The sequence below is a fragment of the Mesorhizobium sp. M7D.F.Ca.US.004.01.2.1 genome, assembly GCF_003997785.1.
Taxonomy (GTDB): domain Bacteria; phylum Pseudomonadota; class Alphaproteobacteria; order Rhizobiales; family Rhizobiaceae; genus Mesorhizobium; species Mesorhizobium loti.
In genome coordinates this window covers 1-16,022 of record NZ_RZRQ01000011.1, presented here as the reverse complement: position 1 = coordinate 16,022, position 16,022 = coordinate 1, and the positions used below count along the sequence as shown (strand labels likewise).

12 protein-coding genes, 2 pseudogenes and 1 riboswitch are annotated in these 16,022 nt (G+C 63.0%); of the genes and pseudogenes, 7 read left to right on the top strand and 7 right to left on the bottom strand.

The window, feature by feature from the left end:
• Positions 1-18: 18 nt before the first annotated feature.
• On the top strand, positions 19-984 hold the full coding sequence (locus EN993_RS04020; protein WP_127262450.1) for a sugar-binding transcriptional regulator: 966 nt from the start codon (positions 19-21) through the stop codon (positions 982-984).
• A 91-nt stretch (positions 985-1,075) separates the two neighbouring features.
• Positions 1,076-3,130, top strand: coding sequence for a bifunctional aldolase/short-chain dehydrogenase (locus tag EN993_RS04015; protein ID WP_127262449.1), 2,055 nt, complete (start codon positions 1,076-1,078; stop codon positions 3,128-3,130).
• Positions 3,131-3,184: 54 nt separating this feature from the next.
• On the opposite strand, the pseudogene EN993_RS04010 reads toward EN993_RS04015, so the two are convergent.
• From EN993_RS04010 to EN993_RS03995, 4 genes and pseudogenes are all read right to left on the bottom strand, one after another.
• Positions 3,185-4,029: pseudogene (locus EN993_RS04010) on the bottom strand (acyl-CoA thioester hydrolase/BAAT C-terminal domain-containing protein).
• A 98-nt stretch (positions 4,030-4,127) separates the two neighbouring features.
• Positions 4,128-5,180 (bottom strand): substrate-binding domain-containing protein, encoded by a 1,053-nt coding sequence (locus tag EN993_RS04005; protein WP_127262448.1) that lies wholly within the window; start codon positions 5,178-5,180, stop codon positions 4,128-4,130.
• 50 nt (positions 5,181-5,230) lie between these two features.
• Positions 5,231-6,226, bottom strand: a complete 996-nt coding sequence (locus EN993_RS04000; RefSeq protein WP_127262447.1) for an ABC transporter permease — start codon at positions 6,224-6,226, stop codon at positions 5,231-5,233.
• Positions 6,227-6,308: 82 nt separating this feature from the next.
• Positions 6,309-7,820, bottom strand: coding sequence for a sugar ABC transporter ATP-binding protein (locus tag EN993_RS03995; protein WP_127262446.1), 1,512 nt, complete (start codon positions 7,818-7,820; stop codon positions 6,309-6,311).
• Between the two features lie 135 nt (positions 7,821-7,955).
• Here EN993_RS03995 and mtnK point away from each other — a divergent pair, with 135 nt between their 5' ends.
• Positions 7,956-9,230, top strand: a complete 1,275-nt coding sequence (gene mtnK / locus EN993_RS03990; RefSeq protein WP_109663260.1) for an S-methyl-5-thioribose kinase — start codon at positions 7,956-7,958, stop codon at positions 9,228-9,230.
• A complete protein-coding gene (gene mtnA, locus EN993_RS03985) occupies positions 9,227-10,321 on the top strand; it encodes an S-methyl-5-thioribose-1-phosphate isomerase (RefSeq protein WP_127262445.1) in 1,095 nt (364 codons plus the stop codon). The genes mtnK and mtnA overlap by 4 nt, the downstream gene beginning before the upstream one ends.
• A gap of 10 nt (positions 10,322-10,331) precedes the next feature.
• Here the strand turns inward: mtnA and EN993_RS03980 are convergent, their stop codons facing one another.
• Positions 10,332-10,871, bottom strand: coding sequence for an Lrp/AsnC family transcriptional regulator (locus tag EN993_RS03980; protein WP_127262444.1), 540 nt, complete (start codon positions 10,869-10,871; stop codon positions 10,332-10,334).
• A 49-nt stretch (positions 10,872-10,920) separates the two neighbouring features.
• On the opposite strand from EN993_RS03980, the gene EN993_RS03975 reads away from it, so the two are divergent.
• Both EN993_RS03975 and EN993_RS03970 read left to right on the top strand, forming a co-directional pair.
• A complete protein-coding gene (locus tag EN993_RS03975) occupies positions 10,921-12,090 on the top strand; it encodes an MFS transporter (protein ID WP_127262443.1) in 1,170 nt (389 codons plus the stop codon).
• Positions 12,091-12,157: 67 nt separating this feature from the next.
• Positions 12,158-12,302, top strand: a riboswitch (FMN riboswitch).
• 77 nt (positions 12,303-12,379) lie between these two features.
• Positions 12,380-12,853: a 6,7-dimethyl-8-ribityllumazine synthase gene (locus EN993_RS03970; protein WP_127262442.1), complete on the top strand. Its 474-nt coding sequence runs from the start codon at positions 12,380-12,382 to the stop codon at positions 12,851-12,853.
• 270 nt (positions 12,854-13,123) lie between these two features.
• Here the strand turns inward: EN993_RS03970 and EN993_RS36925 are convergent, their stop codons facing one another.
• On the bottom strand, positions 13,124-13,321 hold the full coding sequence (locus EN993_RS36925) for a hypothetical protein (RefSeq protein ID WP_164757530.1): 198 nt from the start codon (positions 13,319-13,321) through the stop codon (positions 13,124-13,126).
• Positions 13,322-13,770: 449 nt separating this feature from the next.
• Here EN993_RS36925 and fba point away from each other — a divergent pair, with 449 nt between their 5' ends.
• Positions 13,771-14,835, top strand: a complete 1,065-nt coding sequence (fba, locus tag EN993_RS03960) for a class II fructose-bisphosphate aldolase (protein WP_127262440.1) — start codon at positions 13,771-13,773, stop codon at positions 14,833-14,835.
• A 60-nt stretch (positions 14,836-14,895) separates the two neighbouring features.
• Here fba and EN993_RS03955 read toward each other — a convergent pair.
• A pseudogene (locus EN993_RS03955) lies at positions 14,896-15,912 on the bottom strand (VWA domain-containing protein); the annotation flags it as partial.
• Between the last annotated feature and the right edge of the window lie 110 nt (positions 15,913-16,022).

Sequence of the window (16,022 nt, the reverse complement as noted above, 5' to 3'; positions counted from 1 at the left end):
GTCAGCCGAGGAGACGGCATGGCGATCCGACCGGCAGAACAGCTCATCCACAAGGCCGCCTGGCTTTATTATGCCCATGGCCTGCGGCAGGACCAGGTGGCGAGCCAGCTTAACATTTCCCGTGCCTCGGTCGCCATGTATCTGCGCAAGGCGCGCGAAACCGGCATCGTCAACATCTCGACCTCGACCCAGCTTTTCACCGATGACGTGCTGGCGCGCAAGCTCGAGGATGCGTTGGGCCTCGACGCCGTCTGGATCGCGCCGGAAAATGACCATATCGCCGACCCGTCGGCGGAAATAGCCGTGCTGGCGGCAAGCGTCTTTCTCGAGCTGGTCAAGAAGGGCGACCGCATCGGCGTCGCCTGGGGCCGCACCGTCTACATGATCGCCGACATCATGTCCTATGCCGACCTGCAGGATGTCACGGTGGTGCAGCTCTGCGGCAATCTCGGCGCGCCCTATTCCTACCGGCCCGACCAGTGCACCATGGAAATCGCGCGACGTCTCAACGCCAAGGGGCTCAACTTCTACGCGCCGCTGGTGCTGTCGACGGAAGAGCTGGCGCGCGCGCTGCGTGCCGAGCCGGTGATCCGGGAGCAATTGTCGGGCGTGCGCGACTGCGACCTGGCGCTGTACTCGGTCGGCGCGGTTGACGCCGACAGCCATCTGGTCAAATGCGGCGCGCTCACTCCTGACGAAATGGCTGGCCTGCGCAGCCGAGGCGCTGCCGGCGTCATTGCCGGGCAGATCATCGACGCCGAGGGCAAGGTGCTCGACTGCAGTTATAACCGGCGTGTGATCTCCGCCGAACTTGCCTCGCTGCGCGCCATCGCCAGGCGGCTGATGGTGGTGCAGGAGGACAGCAAGTTCGAACCGCTGCTCGCGGCGATCGCGGGCGGCCTTTGCACGCATCTGGTGGTCGGCGCGCGCATGGCGCAGCGGCTTCTGGATCATGCGGCCGCCACGACAGAAAAGGCCTCCTAGGAAACCGCCATCTCCGTCGCCGGCGCATTGTCATCAAAGCGTCGCGGCATTCCTGTTTCACCATCAAAGACAGCAACCGGACGAAGCGAACATGAAGAACCTGTGGAATGACGATGCAGCCGAAAAGCTCGTTGCCGACTATGCAAAGAAGGGTGTCGGCCGCGACCTGGCGCTGCGCGTCTACACGACCCGGCTGCTCGGCGGCGAACCAAGGCTGGTCCTGCATGGTGGCGGCAACACCTCCTGCAAGACGACGGCGACCGATCTTGTCGGCGACCAATGGGAAGTGCTGTGCGTCAAGGGCAGCGGCTGGGACATGGGCGTCATCGAGCCGCAGGGCCTGCCGGCGGTCAAGCTCAAGCCGCTGCTCAAGGCGCGCGCGCTGAGCAAACTGGCCGACGAGGACATGGTCGCACTGCAGCGCGTCAACCTCATCGACCCGTCCTCGCCCAACCCTTCGGTCGAAACGCTGCTGCATGCCTTCCTGCCGCATAAATTCGTCGACCACACGCACTCGACCGCTATCCTCGCCATCGTCGACCAGGAAGACTCGAAGCCGCTGGTGAAGACGGTGTTCGGCAGCAAGATGGGTTATGTGCCCTACATCATGCCCGGCTTCGACCTCGCCAAGGCGGCCGCCGATATTTTTGATGCCGACCCTGATGTCGAGGGCCTGATCCTCGACAAGCATGGCATCTTTACCTTCGGCGACGATGCGAAACAGGCCTACGACCGGATGATCCATTATGTGAACGTCGCCGAGGACTACATTGCCAATCACGGCAAGCCGAAGGCGGCGAAGGCAGCACTACCGGCAAAGCTCGCGACACCCGCGTCCATCGCACCGATGTTGCGCGGCACGGTGGCGGTAGCACGTGGCGAAGGCCGCTTCGACCGCATGATCAGCGATTTCCGCACTTCGCCGACAATCGTCGATTTCATCAATTCATCCGAGATTGCCGACTATGCCGGACGCGGTGTGTCGACGCCCGATCTGTCGATCCGCATCAAGACCGGGCCGATGGCGCTGCCGGCGCCCGATGCCGATAAGGCCGGCGACTACAGATCCGTGATCAAGGACCACGTCGACGCCTTCGCCAAGGACTATCGTGCTTATTTCGAAATCAATGATGCGCTCGACGACGTCAAACGCACCATGCTCGACCAGATGCCGCGCCTGACACTGGTGCCGGGCCTTGGCATGTTCGGCCATGGCCGCACGCTGAAGGACGCGAAGATCGCGTCGGATGTCGGCGAAATGTGGATCGAAGCGGTGCGCGGCGCCGAGGCGGTCGGCCGTTTCCATCCGCTCTCCAAGGCAGACCTTTTCCCGCTCGAATACTGGTCGCTGGAACAGGCCAAGCTCGCTTCCAACAAGCCGAAGCCGCTGACCGGCCAGGTGGTTCTGATCACCGGCGGCGCCGGTGCGATCGGCGCGGCGACAGCAAAACTGTTCGCCGACAATGGCGCCCATGCCGTCGTCGTCGATCTCGACGCCGAAAAGGCCGCCGAAGCCGCGAAGAAAGCCGGCAACAATTCGATCGGTGTCGCCGCCGACATCACCGACCCGGCACAGGTGCGCGCCGCCTTCGACAGAGCGGTCGCCGTGTTCGGCGGTGTCGACATCCTGGTGTCCAATGCCGGGGCGGCCTGGGAAGGCCGTATCGGCGAGCTCGACGATGCACTTTTGCGCAAGAGTTTCGAGCTCAACTTCTTCGCCCACCAGTCGGTGGCGCAGAACGCAGTGCGCATCATGCTCGAACAAGGTACAGGCGGCGTGCTGTTGTTCAACACCTCCAAGCAGGCGGTCAACCCCGGCCCGAAGTTCGGCGCCTATGGCGTGCCGAAGGCAGCGACGCTGTTCCTGTCCAGGCAATACGCGCTCGACTACGGCGCGCACGGCATCCGCTCGAACGCGGTCAATGCCGACCGCATCCGCTCAGGGCTTCTGACCGACGCCATGATCGCCAGCCGTTCGGGCGCGCGCGGCGTGTCGGAGAAGGACTACATGTCCGGCAATTTGCTCGGCCAGGAAGTAACGGCGCAAGATGTAGCGCAGGCCTTCCTGCACCACGCGCTGGCCGATCGCACCACCGCCGACGTGACAACGGTCGATGGCGGCAACATCGCGGCAGCGCTGCGTTAGGCAGAGCCGGCCGAGACTGGCGCAAAAACAGGCGAAGATATTCGGGATCTGCGGCTACAGCAGTTCTCGGATGCCTTCCCAAGCCATTCTGCCCAACTGTGAATCGGCCTCGTCATTGCCGCCATGTGCATGCAATGTCGAGCGTGGTGTGCCCTCTCCCGGCAACAGAATGCGGTGACCCGCATCGGGCGATGTGACGAGACGTGTGACTTTGCCTGCGTTGTCTCGCCGCCGAACAATGTCTGTCGCGAACCATAGGGAGGGCCACAGCGCATCGTCGCCACCGGCGACAAGCAGTATCTCGGCCGACGCGGTCTCGACGGGGATGGTTGCCGCCTTTGCTTCGCGCTCGAAGGTTTTCAAACAATGTTCGAAAAGCGCTCGGTAGGACACCAGGCCATCCACAGACTCTCGGCTCCAATTCGGATCCGTAGGCACGAACGGCAGGGGAGTACCGTCGAGCGACCATGAGGATCGTTCGGGCCAACTGACGCCGTCCCGGCCTGCACCGATATTTCCCCAAACCACCGACGATGGGCTGATGGCGACCACGGCGTTGATGCGCGGGTCATGGACCGCCGCGAGCAATGCGGCCTCGGCACCTTTGGATGTGCCGACATAGACGATGCGATTGCATCCTGTTTCAAGGAGGTAGTCGGTTGCCGCAAAGAAGGTTTCGAGGGGAATTTCGCATATTCCGGGAGCCTGGCTCTCGCCGCCAAACCACAGCAGGGTAAGGCCGACGAGCGCTCGTTTGCAAAGAGCCGTGCGCGCCCGACATCGACGCGGCCACTCGATCCACCCAACACCACGACGCCAGTGGTGGCGTGCGGGCATCGAAACAATGTTCCGGCGACGGCGCCGGACAGGTTTTCCTCGATTGCCGCCTGGACTTCCATATGCACCGAACCTTGGGCCGGAACCTGCGCCGGCGGCAAATATTCGGCAAAAAGGCCGCCTGCAGCAAGCGGCTGCAAGCGGCCTTCGATAGCGAAACCTACTTCGCGTTCGGGTTCGGCATCCAGGCCGGCATCGCCACATCGGCATGGGCGAACTGCGGCAGCTTGGCAGACAGGTCCTCCATGTTCTTGATGTCCTTGTCGATGAGGTCCTTCTGGGTGATCAGCGTCGGCGGCACGACGACGTTGTGGCCGGGATCTTCACCGGCCAGCAGCTGCGCCAGTGCACGCACCGAGACCTGGCCGACGACGGCCGGGTTGGTGGCGGCGGTCGCTGCCCAGGCGCTGTCGGGCTCGCGCATCGCTGCGATATCCGAAGTCGAGATATCGGCCGAATAGATCTTGATGCCTTTATTGAGGCCGGCCTCATCGACAGCGATCTTCACGCCCTTGGCGAATTCGTCATAGGGAGCGAACATCACCTTGATGTCGGGATGAGCCGACAGCACCGAGCGCGCCTGATTGGCGACGGAGTTGGCGATCGGATTGTCGAGCGTGCCGAACATCGCGACTTCCTTGATGCCGGCATACTTCTTCTTCACGTCGACCCAGGTCTCGTTGCGGCGGTCGAGCGGCGCAATGCCGGCGACGTAGACATAGCCCGCATTCCAGCTCTCGCCATTGTCCTTGACCGCCTGCTCGAGCGCCAGGCGCGCAAGGTCGCGGTCGGACTGTTCGACCTGCGGGATCTTGGGGTTTTCGACATTGACGTCGAAGGCCACCACCTTGATGCCGGCATCCACTGCGCGCTGCGCGGCGTCCTTCATCGACTCCGTCAGGCCGTGCTGGATGATGATACCCTGCACGCCGAGCGCGATGGCCTGATCGACCATGTCGGACTGAAGAGCCGCATCCTGGCGGCTGTCGAGCACGCGCAGGTCGATGCCGAGCGCCTTCGATTGCGCCTCGACGCCCGAGAGATAGGCCTGGAAGAAGTCACCGGTCGAGAGATAACGCACCAGCGCGATCTTGACGCCAGGCTTGTCGAAAGGCGCCGGCTTGTCCGCGGCCAGAGCCGGGAACTGCATCAGCATGGTTGCGCCGGCCAATCCGAGCGCCACCTTCCCCAGAAGTCTTCTTGTAATGCTCACCTTGTTTTCCTCCACTCTTGTTGAACCCAAAATCCTGTTCCGGTCGAAAGCTACCTCCTGCCTCTGCCTGAAAGCGCAAAGGTGAAGACAAGGGCGATGACCAGAACCACGCCCTTGACGAAATCCTGCGTGTAGTAAGGCGCGTTCATCATCGTCAGGCCTTGCAGCAAGATGCCGACGAACAGCGCGCCGATGGCGGTGCCAAAGGCGTTCGGCTTGGCGGCGCCAAGCACCGCGTAGCCGATCAGCGCCGCGGCAACTGCATCGAGCAGCAGATTATTACCCGAGGCGATGTCGCCGCGTCCAAGCCGGGCAGCGAGCAAAATGCCGCCGATCGAGGCAAAAACACCTGAAATAACGTAGGCCCAGATCTTGTATGCCTTGACAGGCGCACCGGCGAGTTCGGCGGCGCGCTCATTGCTGCCGACGGCATACATCATGCGGCCGAAGCGGGTGTATTCGAGGAAGAACCAGATCAGCACGGCGAGCACGAGCAGCACCACGACCGACACCGGAATGAGGTTCGGGATGAAGAAATCAAAGCGGTGGCGGCCGAGCGCCAGGAAAGCATCGCTGAACTTGCCGTTGGCGACCGAACCGTCGGGCATGGTCATGCCGGTGGCGATCGAGCGGCCTTCGGTCGGAATGCGCTGCAAGCCGACGAGCAGGAACATCATGCCGAGCGTCGCCAGCAGATCGGGCACACGCATGTAGACGATCAGCCAGCCGTTGATCAGGCCGACAATGGCGCCGATCAGCAGGCAAACGACCACCGCGACAAGGGCGTTCTGCTCCAGCACCACCATCACATAGGCCGCTGCCATCATGGCGGAGGTGGCGACCGAGCCGATCGACAGATCAAAGCCGCCGACGACGAGCGTGGCGGTAACGCCGAGCGCCAGAACGCCGGTGATGGCGACCGACTGGAAGATGAAGACAGCACTTTGCGGCGAAACGAAACCGTCGGCGGCGATCGAGAAATAGGCGACGAGCCCGAACAAGAGCACGATGAAGCCGTAGCGGATGGCGTGGTCGCGCAGCGTCATTCAGCGCTCCCGCGCGCTGCTGCCGTCTTTACCCAACTCGAACCCATACTCTCTCCATTCCAATTCCTGTTAGCCACGCCCTTCAGGCCGCACTGTGCAGCGGTCCGCCCGCAACCTCGGCCAGCAAGCGATCGAGATCGACGTCGGCGTTGCGGTGTTCGCCGACGATGGTCTGCTCCGACATGACCAGGATGCGATCGGCGGTCTCCAGCGCCTCGTCGAGCTCGGTGACGAACAACAGCGTGGCGCGGCCGTTTGCACTGGCCCTGAGCTTGGCGGCGATGTCGCGCCGGGCGGAAATATCGACGCCCTGAAACGGCTCATCCAGAATGAACAGTCTTGCATCCTGAGCCATCCAGCGGGCGACCATCACCTTCTGCTGGTTGCCGCCGGACAGCTCCGACATCTCGTCCTTCTCTGAACGACAGACGATGCCCAGTTCCTCGATCTGCCTGCGGGCCGTGATGCGTTCGAGACGGCGCCTCAGGATGCCGAAGCGCGACATGCGCTTGTGAAACGGCAGGCTAATATTTTCCTGGATATTGAAGCCGCCAACGATGCCATTCTCGCCGCGGTCCTTGGCGACGAGGAACACGCCGGCGGCGATCGCCTCGCCGGTTGTTCCAGGCGCATAAGGCTTGCCGTTCATCATCATGGTGCCGGACAATGGCTGGCGCACGCCAAACAGCGTCTCGGCAAGCGCCGTCTTGCCGACACCGACGAGGCCGGTGATGGCGACGACCTCGCCGTCGCCGAGCGTCAGCGAAATCGGCCGGGCACCTGGTGCTATGCGCAGGCCATCTATCTTGAGGACGGCATTGGCCGAATCCCTGACAACGATCTGGTCGAGATGGATCTTGCGGCCGAGCATGGCGTTGACCGCGCCTTCATAGTCGAGCGGCTTCTTGTCGAAAATGCCTGAAATGATCCCGTCTCGCATCGAGATGATGCGATCGGCCAACCGCCTGATGTCCGACATGCGGTGCGAGATGTAGAGGATCGCCACGCCTTGCTCGCGCAGCCTGTCGATCAGCGCAAACAGCCGATCAGCCTCGGCGCTGGAGAGCGATGAGGTCGGCTCATCGAGGATCAGCACTTTCGGCTGATGCGCCAGCGCGCGGGCAATCGCCACCATTTGGCGATCGGCCAGCGAAAGATCACTCACCCGCGCCTTCAAATCGATGGCCAGCCCCATGCGGTCGGCAACCGCCTTGGCCTCTCGGCGCACACGGACCGGATTGAACAGGGTCGGTGCGCCGCTACCGCTCAGCCTGTCGAGAGTGAGATTGGTGGCTACGTCGAGATCGGCGACGACACCGTCATTGATGTTCTGGTGAACGGTGACGACGCCGGCGCGGATCGCCTCGGCCGGGGTTTTCGGTGCAAAATCCTGGTCGGCGAGCGCCATCGTGCCGCCGCCGCGCTCATAGACGCCAGAGATGATCTTGACGAGGGTGGATTTGCCGGCGCCGTTGGCGCCCATCAGCACGGTCACTTCACCGGCATGCAATTCGAGCGAGACGCCGCCAAGCACCTCGTTCTGGCCAAAGGATTTCCTCAGTCCCTCTACGCGGAACACGGCATTGCCGACCATGCGTTCCTCCCTGACATGACGCTATGGGCTGCATCGGCAATTGTCAACACGATTGACAATTGCCAGATCGCTTCCTAGCTTGGCCCAGCCGCCATGCCTCCGTTATGTTCGGAGCGCATATGCGGGAGGATGACGATGACTGAAGAATTGCCGTTCGAAGCACTGTCGGTCGAGACCCTGGCTGCCCGCCTCGGTGACAACGACGCGCTATGCGCGAAGATCGGCAAAGACACGACACGCTGGAAGGTCCGCGAGGTCGGCGACGGCAATCTCAACCTGGTGTTCATCGTCGAGGGCGCCAGCGGTGCGGCAGTGGTCAAGCAGGCCCTGCCCTATGTCCGCCTGGTCGGCGACAGCTGGCCGCTGCCGCTGAAGCGATCCTTCTTCGAATATCACGCGCTGACAAGGCAGGAGGCGCGCGCGCCGGGCTCGGTGCCGGCGATCCATTACTTCGATGAAGGCCAGGCGCTGATCATCATGGAATATCTTGCGCCGCCGCACATCATCCTGCGCCGCGCCCTAATCGACGGCCGCCAGTTGCCGAACATTGCACGGGACATCGGCCTGTTCATGGCCCGCACGCTGTTTCGCGGCTCCGACCTGCACATGGCGGCCAAGGACCGCAAGGCCGATCTGGCGCTGTTCGCCGACAATGTCGAACTCTGCGACATCACTGAAAGCCTGGTGTTCTCCGACCCCTATTTCGACGCCAAGATGAACCGCCACACCTCGCCGCAACTCGACGGCCTCGTCGCCGAACTGCGTGCCGACCGCGACCTCAAGGTCGAGGCGCAGCGGCTGAAGCACATTTTCGCCGCCAATGCCGAAACGCTGCTGCATGGCGATTTGCATTCCGGTTCGATCATGGTCACCGACCAGGAAACCCGGATGATCGATCCGGAATTCGCCTTCTACGGTCCGATGGCCTTCGATGTCGGCATGCTGCTCGCCAATTTCTGGATGTCGTTCTTCTCGCAGCGCGGCCACCAGCAGAGGGGCAAGCGCGACGCCATGCGCGCCTATCTGCTCGAGGTGACGACCGAGACCTGGTCGGTGTTCCGCGCCGAGTTCTCGCATCTGTGGCGTACCGAGCGCACCGGCATGCTCTATCAGAAGAGCCTGTTCGAGGATCAGGGCGACAGGCTCGGCGCCGAGCAGGCGCTCGACCATGTGCTGCACCAGATCTGGACCGACCTGCTCGGCTTTGCTGGCATCGAGGTGCACCGGCGCATCCTCGGCCTCGCCCACAATGCCGATTTCGAGACCATTGCCGACGAGGATCTGCGCGCCAGTTGTGAGGCAAAGGCGCTGAAATTCGGCCGTCACATCGCAGTCAACCGGCGCCAGATCCACAGCATCGACGAGGTCAACCAACTGGCCGCGCTGATCGAACAGGAGAGCAGCATTTGAACGTCGGCGACCGCCATTATCGCACCATCTGGCTGAGCGACGACGGGCGTTCGGTGGAGATCATCGACCAGCGCTGGCTGCCGCATGATTTCCGCATCGAAAAGATCGGCAGCGTCGCCGGCATCGCCACCGCCATCCGCGACATGTGGGTGCGCGGCGCACCTCTCATTGGCGTCACCGCTGCCTATGGCGTCGCCATGCAGATGGCAGACGATCCGTCGGATGCCGCACTTGATGCCGTCTGGGAGACCCTGCACGAAACGCGTCCGACCGCGATCAATCTGCGCTGGGCGCTGGATGAGATGCGGCGCTTCCTGCGGCCCCTGCCGACGGAACAACGCGCCGCAGCCGCCTACCGGCGCGCCGGCGAAATCGCCGACGAGGATGTCGAGCTCAACCGCGCCATCGGCGAGAACGGTCTTGCCATCATCAAGGCGATCGCGGCGCGCAAGCAGAAGGGCGAGCCGGTCAACATCCTGACCCACTGCAATGCCGGCTGGCTGGCGACGGTCGACTACGGCACCGCCACCGCGCCGATCTACCTGGCCACGGAGGCCGGCATTCCGGTCCACGTCTATGTCGATGAAACACGGCCACGCAACCAGGGCGCACAGCTGACCGCCTGGGAGATGGCCGGGCACGGCGTGCCGCACACGCTGATCGTCGACAATGCCGGCGGTCATCTGATGCAGCGCGGCGAGATCGACATGGTCATCGTCGGCACCGACCGCACCACCGCAGATGGCGATGTCTGCAACAAGATCGGCACCTATCTGAAGGCACTCGCCGCCGCCGACAATGATGTGCCGTTCTATGTCGCGCTGCCGTCGCCGACCATCGACTGGACGGTGCATGACGGACTGGCCGAGATCCCGATCGAGCAGCGCTCGGCCGACGAGGTGTCGCTGGTCTGGGGCAAGACCGCTGCCGGCGAGATTGCCCAGGTGCGCATTTCGCCCGAGACGACGCCCGCGGCCAACCCGGCCTTCGACGTGACGCCGGCGCGGCTGGTGACCGGCCTGATCACCGAGCGCGGCGTTGCCAAGGCATCGCGCGAGGGCCTGAAGGCGATGTTTCCCGAGCGCGCGTAGCCGCTCGCTTCTAGTACAGAGGCTCGGCCATATGCTTCGGGGTCGGCCATGTCTCGGTAATGCCCGGCTGCACCGGCCGCTCCAGATAGGTCGATAAAACCACATAGCTGCGCGTCGAGGTGACCCCCGGCGTTTCGTACAGGCGCGCCAAAAGGCCTTCGAGTGCCCTCGTGTCTTCCGTGCGGACCTTCAGCAGCATGCAGGTATCCCCGGCGACGGTATGGATCTCCTCGACTTCGGGATATTGCGAGACCGCCATCAGTTCGGGTGTCTTTCCCCAGCCCCTGGTGTCGATATGGACAAAGGCAAGCAAAGCCTTTTTCACCGCCCGGGGATCGATGATGGCGACTGTGTTGCGGATGGCGCCGCTACGCCGGAGCCGTTTGACCCGCTCATGCGCTGCCGGTGGCGACAAGCCCACGCGATCGCCGAGTTCGGCGTAGCTGATCGTGGCGTCATCGACCAGGACGCCTAATATTCTTCGGTCTATCGCGTCGAGGTCGCGGGCCGCAGGCCTGTTCTGCAGAATGCCATCTGTTTCTTCATCCATGGCGAAATTCCTGGTTCTCTGCTGAATAGAATACGGCCATTATGCTGATATGTCGAACATTGATCAAGTTGCACCATTGACTGCCCGAGCACCGATTCCGGCGCTTGCCTATCTGCTGACCGGATGCATCGCCGTGATCGGCTCGAACTCGCTTGTGCTGGGTCCGATTGCACCTGCCGTGGCCTCGTCGTTCGGTACCAGCGTGCCGGCCGTGATGATTGCGGCGGCCGCGTTCGGCCTCGGCACTTCCGCAAGCGCCCTGTTCCTGGCCCGCTACATCGACCGGCTCGGTGCACGCCGGATGCTGCAGGGCGCCCTGTTGCTGCTGGCACTGACGCTGGTCGCAAGTGCCGCCGCACCCACGGTGCTCCTGCTGGTCGCGGCACAGCTGCTCGCCGGCATTGCCGCCGGCATCGCCATGCCGGCGATCTATGCCAGCGCGGCAGCCATCGCCCCACCGGGCAGGGAGAGCGGCACGATCGGTGTCGTTCTGACCGGATGGACGCTCAGCATGGTGGCGGGCGTCTCGCTGTCGGCCGTGCTTGCCGATCTCGTGCATTGGCGTGCCGTCTTTGCCGCGGTCGCGGTGCTTGCGGCCCTTGCATGGGTGGGGCTGACAGTGACCTCGCTCAGCGACATCAGGAAGGCCGGGCCGGCGCCCGCCCCGCTGGAAGCGCTCGGCATTCCCGGCATCGTGCCGCTACTGATCGCTTGCGCCGCCTTCATGACCGCCTTCTACGGTGTCTATGGCTATCTCGGCGACCATCTTCATGTCGGGTTGGGCGAGCCGGTCAGCGCCAATGGCCTGGCGGCGCTTGCCTATGGTGTGGGTTTCGGCATGGCAGCACTTCTCGACGGTGTCATCGACCGGATCGGCGCGCGCCGCGTCATGCCGTTCGCTTATCTTCTTGTCGCCGCCGTCTATGTCGCGATTGCAGCGGCGAGCAACAGCTTCAGCCTGATCCTGGCCATGGTGGCGATCTGGGGACTGGCCAATCATTTCGGATTGAACGTCCTAGTGACGCGCCTGTCGGGGCTCGATCCGTCGCGGCGCGGCACGATCATGGGCCTGAACAGCGCTGTGACCTACCTCGCGGTCTTCGTCGGCACCACCAGCTTCGGACCGCTTTATTCCAACTTCGGCTTTGCTGTCTGCGCGATGGTTGCAGCACTGCTCATGCTGGTTGCCGCATCGGCGGCGGCGTGGCGCACGCGGTAGTCGAACGTGCTTGGCCCAACCCTCTCACGGTTGACAGCGGCGCCCTGCCCTTCCATACAAAGCCCGTTAATGTTCTCAGGGCGGGGTGAAAGTCCCCACCGGCGGTAAAGGCTTCGGCCTGAGCCCGCGAGCGCTTTCCGGTTTCGGAAAGGTCAGCAGATCCGGTGTGATTCCGGGGCCGACGGTTAGAGTCCGGATGGAAGAGAACGAAACGGAAGCCGGCCCGCTTTTCGCGGGCTTAATCCGTATCGTGCGTCCTGATTCTGGTTCGAAACGGAAGGATGGACCCATGAATCAGCATTCCCATAAAGACTACGAAACTGTTCGCATCGCCGTTGTCAGAGCACGCTGGCATGCCGACATCGTCGACCAGTGCGTAAGGGCTTTCGAGGCGGAGCTGGCCGACATCGGAGGCGAGCGCTTCACCGTCGATGTCTTCGACGTGCCGGGCGCTTATGAAATCCCCCTGCATGCCAAGACCCTGGCCGGGACCGGCCGCTATGCCGCGATCCTCGGCACCGCCTTTGTCGTCAATGGCGGCATCTACCGGCACGAATTCGTCGCCAGCGCGGTAATCGACGGCATGATGAACGTGCAGCTGTCGACCGGCGTGCCGGTGCTGTCGGCGGTGCTCACCCCGCACAATTACCACGACAGCGCCGAGCATCACCGCTTCTTCTTCGAGCACTTCACCGTCAAGGGCAAGGAAGCGGCCAATGCCTGCGTGCAGATCCTGGCGGCACGGGAGTTGATCGCGGCGTGACGTAACGCGCAGATCGCACGCCGCTCTCCCTAAATCGGCCTGCTGCCTCCCTGCGGGCAGCAGGCTCTTACTGGCTTGAAAAGGTCCAGCGGAACTACAGGCTGTTGAGCCGGGCTATATCCGCGGGAGTGGCTCGACGCTCGACAATGGTGCGGCCTGACGCATCTTTTGTCTCAAGCCTACCGTTCTCTATCTCCTCCTTGGTCCCGTCAGGATGAGTGACCTCGATCTTGTTGCCTTCCACTTCGACTTTGTCGCCAGTCGCAGCGTTCACATGCTCGTGTCCGTGGTGACCGCTGTCGTTTGCGCCGTGATCGTCACCTGGCCCATCATCGCCACCACCCCCGGGCCCAGAATTGCCACTGTCATGGTCACCGCCGTCATCGCCACCCCCGGAACCGGAATTGCCACCGGAACCCGAGCCGCCGGAACCACCACCGCCATGGCCTTCTCCGCCACCACCGCCATCCCCACTCTTAGCGTAAGCCGCCGCGGGTCCGATCTTGGACGCGGCGTCCAGACTGAGATGATAAGGCGCTACGGTCAGGGCCAACGCTGTCGAGGCGCGCAGTGCGAACCAGATGAACCGGCTTGAGGTCGATTTATGCATGGCTGGATTCTCCGTTGCTAACCTGGAGGCAACGCAGCCAAATGTTCGAATATTCCTGAGCTTGCGCAGGAAAGGCTGTTGAGACAACGCGCAGGACCTATGCGTGCGATATCTCAGACCAAAGTCCGACCTGCTCGCGCACTGGATGACCAAACAGGCAGGATTTCAGCGCTGCAACAAGAATTGCGATCGACAGGGCCTGTGAAGGTTGCGATTGGCTCGAAATCCGGCCAGAAGCATCCAGGGCCGACCGGCGACCGGCCGGCCCGCGACGTTGCGCTTGAAACCAGATACGGGAGACTATTGGGTGGCTCGCATAACACTGAGACAATTGCTCGACCACGCCGCCGAATACGGCTACGGCGTACCCGCTTTCAACATGAACAACATGGAACAGGGCCTCGCCATCATGGAGGCCGCCGAGGAGACCAAGTCGCCGGTCATCCTGCAGGCAAGCCGCGGCGCGCGCGCCTATGCCAATGACGTGGTGCTGGCCAAGCTGATCGACGCGCTGGTCGAAATCCATCCCGACATTCCGGTCTGCATGCATCTCGACCATGGCAACAACGAAGCCACCTGCGTCACCGCGATCCAGTACGGCTTCACCTCGGTGATGATGGACGGGTCGCTGAAGGAAGACGGCAAGACACCTGCCGACTACACCTACAATTCCGGCATCACCAAGCGCGTCGTCGACATAGCGCATTGGGGCGGCGTGTCCGTTGAAGGCGAGATCGGCGTGCTCGGCTCGCTGGAGAGCGGCGGCGGCGAGCAGGAAGACGGCCACGGCGTCGAAGGCGCCATCAGCCACGACCAGTTGCTGACCGATCCCGAACAGGCGGTGGAGTTCGTCAAGGACACCCATGTCGATGCGCTGGCGGTTGCAATGGGCACCAGCCATGGCGCCTACAAATTCTCGCGCAAGCCCGACGGCGCGGTGCTGGCCATGAACGTCATCGAGGAGATCCACCGTCGCCTGCCCAACATGCATCTGGTCATGCACGGCTCGTCCTCGGTGCCGGAGGATCTGCAGGAGATCATCAACAAATATGGCGGCCAGATGAAGCCGACCTGGGGCGTGCCGGTCGAGGAAATCCAGCGCGGCATCAAGCACGGCGTGCGCAAGATCAACATCGACACCGACAACCGCATGGCGCTGACCGGCGCGATCCGCAAGGTGCTGACCGAGAACCCGAGCGAGTTCGACCCACGCAAGTACCTGACGCCTGCCATGGCCGCCATGCGCAAGCTCTGCAAGGAGCGTTTCGAACAGTTCGGCACCGCCGGCAACGCGCAGAAGATCAAGCCGCTGCCGGTCGCTGAGATGGCCAAGCGGTATAAGTCGGGCAGTCTCGACCCGAAGTTTGGCTGAGATCCAGCGATCTCTACCAGAGCTGCCAGGAGCATCCTGGCAGCTCTGGTACCAGCTGTTTCACTCCGGCGCTTCGGATTCGGCACGAACAAGCTTGATGTCGGCGCCGGCCGCCCATGCGCCGATATCCTCGCGTCGCAATGCCGCCGCCATCATGTCTGGAAACAGATCCGGCGTGCAGGCAAAGACCGGAATGCCGAGCGCGGCCACCGAGCCCGCCATCTTCGGATCATAACCGGGCCTGCCTTGGTCGGTCAGCGCCAGAAGCACCACGACATTGACGCCGGAGCGAACCAGTGCTGCAAGCCGCCGCAGCAGTTCCTGACCGTTGCCGCCCTCATAAAGGTCGGTGATGAGCACCATATGCGACTTGGTCGGCCGCTCGATGCGGTCCGCGCAATAGGCGACGGCCTGGTTGATGTCGGTGCCGCCGCCAAGCTGCACGCCGAACAAGACTTCAACAGGATCGCTGAGCTCCTCGGTCAGATCGACGATCGCCGTGTCGAAGCAGACAAGCTTGGTCCGCACGACCGGCAGAGAGGCCATCACCGCGGCGAATATCGAGGCGTAGATCACCGAGCTTGCCATCGAGCCCGACTGGTCGACGCACAGCACGACCTCATCCAGGTCGACCAGCCTTCGCTGTTTGCGCATGAAGCCGACCAGCTTCTCCGGCACGATGGTTTTGTGCTCGGGCTGGTAATGGCGAAGGTTGGCTGAGATCGTACGCGGCCAGTCGATGTCGCGCTGGCGTGGGCGGTTGGTGCGTTGCGACCGGTCGACCGCGCCGCGTATCGCCTCGGCCGTCTTCTGCTCCAGCCGCTGCATCAACTTGGCGACGATATCGGCGATGATCGTACGCGCAATGTCCTTGGTCTTGGCCGGCATCACGGAGCGCAGCGAAATCAGGTCGGCGACGAGATTGACGTCCGCCTCGATCGCCTTGAGGAATTCCGGCTCCATCAGCATCTGCTTCAGGTTGAGCCGTTCGAAGGCATCCTTCTGGACTATCTGCACGACCTGCGCGGGAAAGAACGATCTGATATCGCCCATCCACTGCGCCACCCGTGGCGCAGTGGATGGGCGATATCAGATCGTTCTTTCCCGCGCAGGTCGTGCAGATAGTCCAGAAGGATGCCTTCGAACGGCTCAACCTGAAGCAGATGCTGATGGAGCCGGAATTCCTC

Bases quoted from the DNA above. Each gene is read 5' to 3' on its own strand.
- EN993_RS04020 (WP_127262450.1), top strand. From the start codon at position 19: ATGGCGATCCGACCGGCAGAACAGCTCATCCACAAGGCCGCCTGGCTT.
- EN993_RS04015 (WP_127262449.1), top strand. From the start codon at position 1,076: ATGAAGAACCTGTGGAATGACGATGCAGCCGAAAAGCTCGTTGCCGAC.
- EN993_RS04000 (WP_127262447.1), bottom strand. From the start codon at position 6,226: ATGACGCTGCGCGACCACGCCATCCGCTACGGCTTCATCGTGCTCTTG.
- EN993_RS03995 (WP_127262446.1), bottom strand. From the start codon at position 7,820: ATGGTCGGCAATGCCGTGTTCCGCGTAGAGGGACTGAGGAAATCCTTT.
- mtnK (WP_109663260.1), top strand. From the start codon at position 7,956: ATGACTGAAGAATTGCCGTTCGAAGCACTGTCGGTCGAGACCCTGGCT.
- EN993_RS03980 (WP_127262444.1), bottom strand. From the start codon at position 10,871: ATGGATGAAGAAACAGATGGCATTCTGCAGAACAGGCCTGCGGCCCGC.
- EN993_RS03975 (WP_127262443.1), top strand. From the start codon at position 10,921: ATGTCGAACATTGATCAAGTTGCACCATTGACTGCCCGAGCACCGATT.
- EN993_RS03970 (WP_127262442.1), top strand. From the start codon at position 12,380: ATGAATCAGCATTCCCATAAAGACTACGAAACTGTTCGCATCGCCGTT.
- EN993_RS36925 (WP_164757530.1), bottom strand. From the start codon at position 13,321: ATGGCGGTGGTGGCGGAGAAGGCCATGGCGGTGGTGGTTCCGGCGGCT.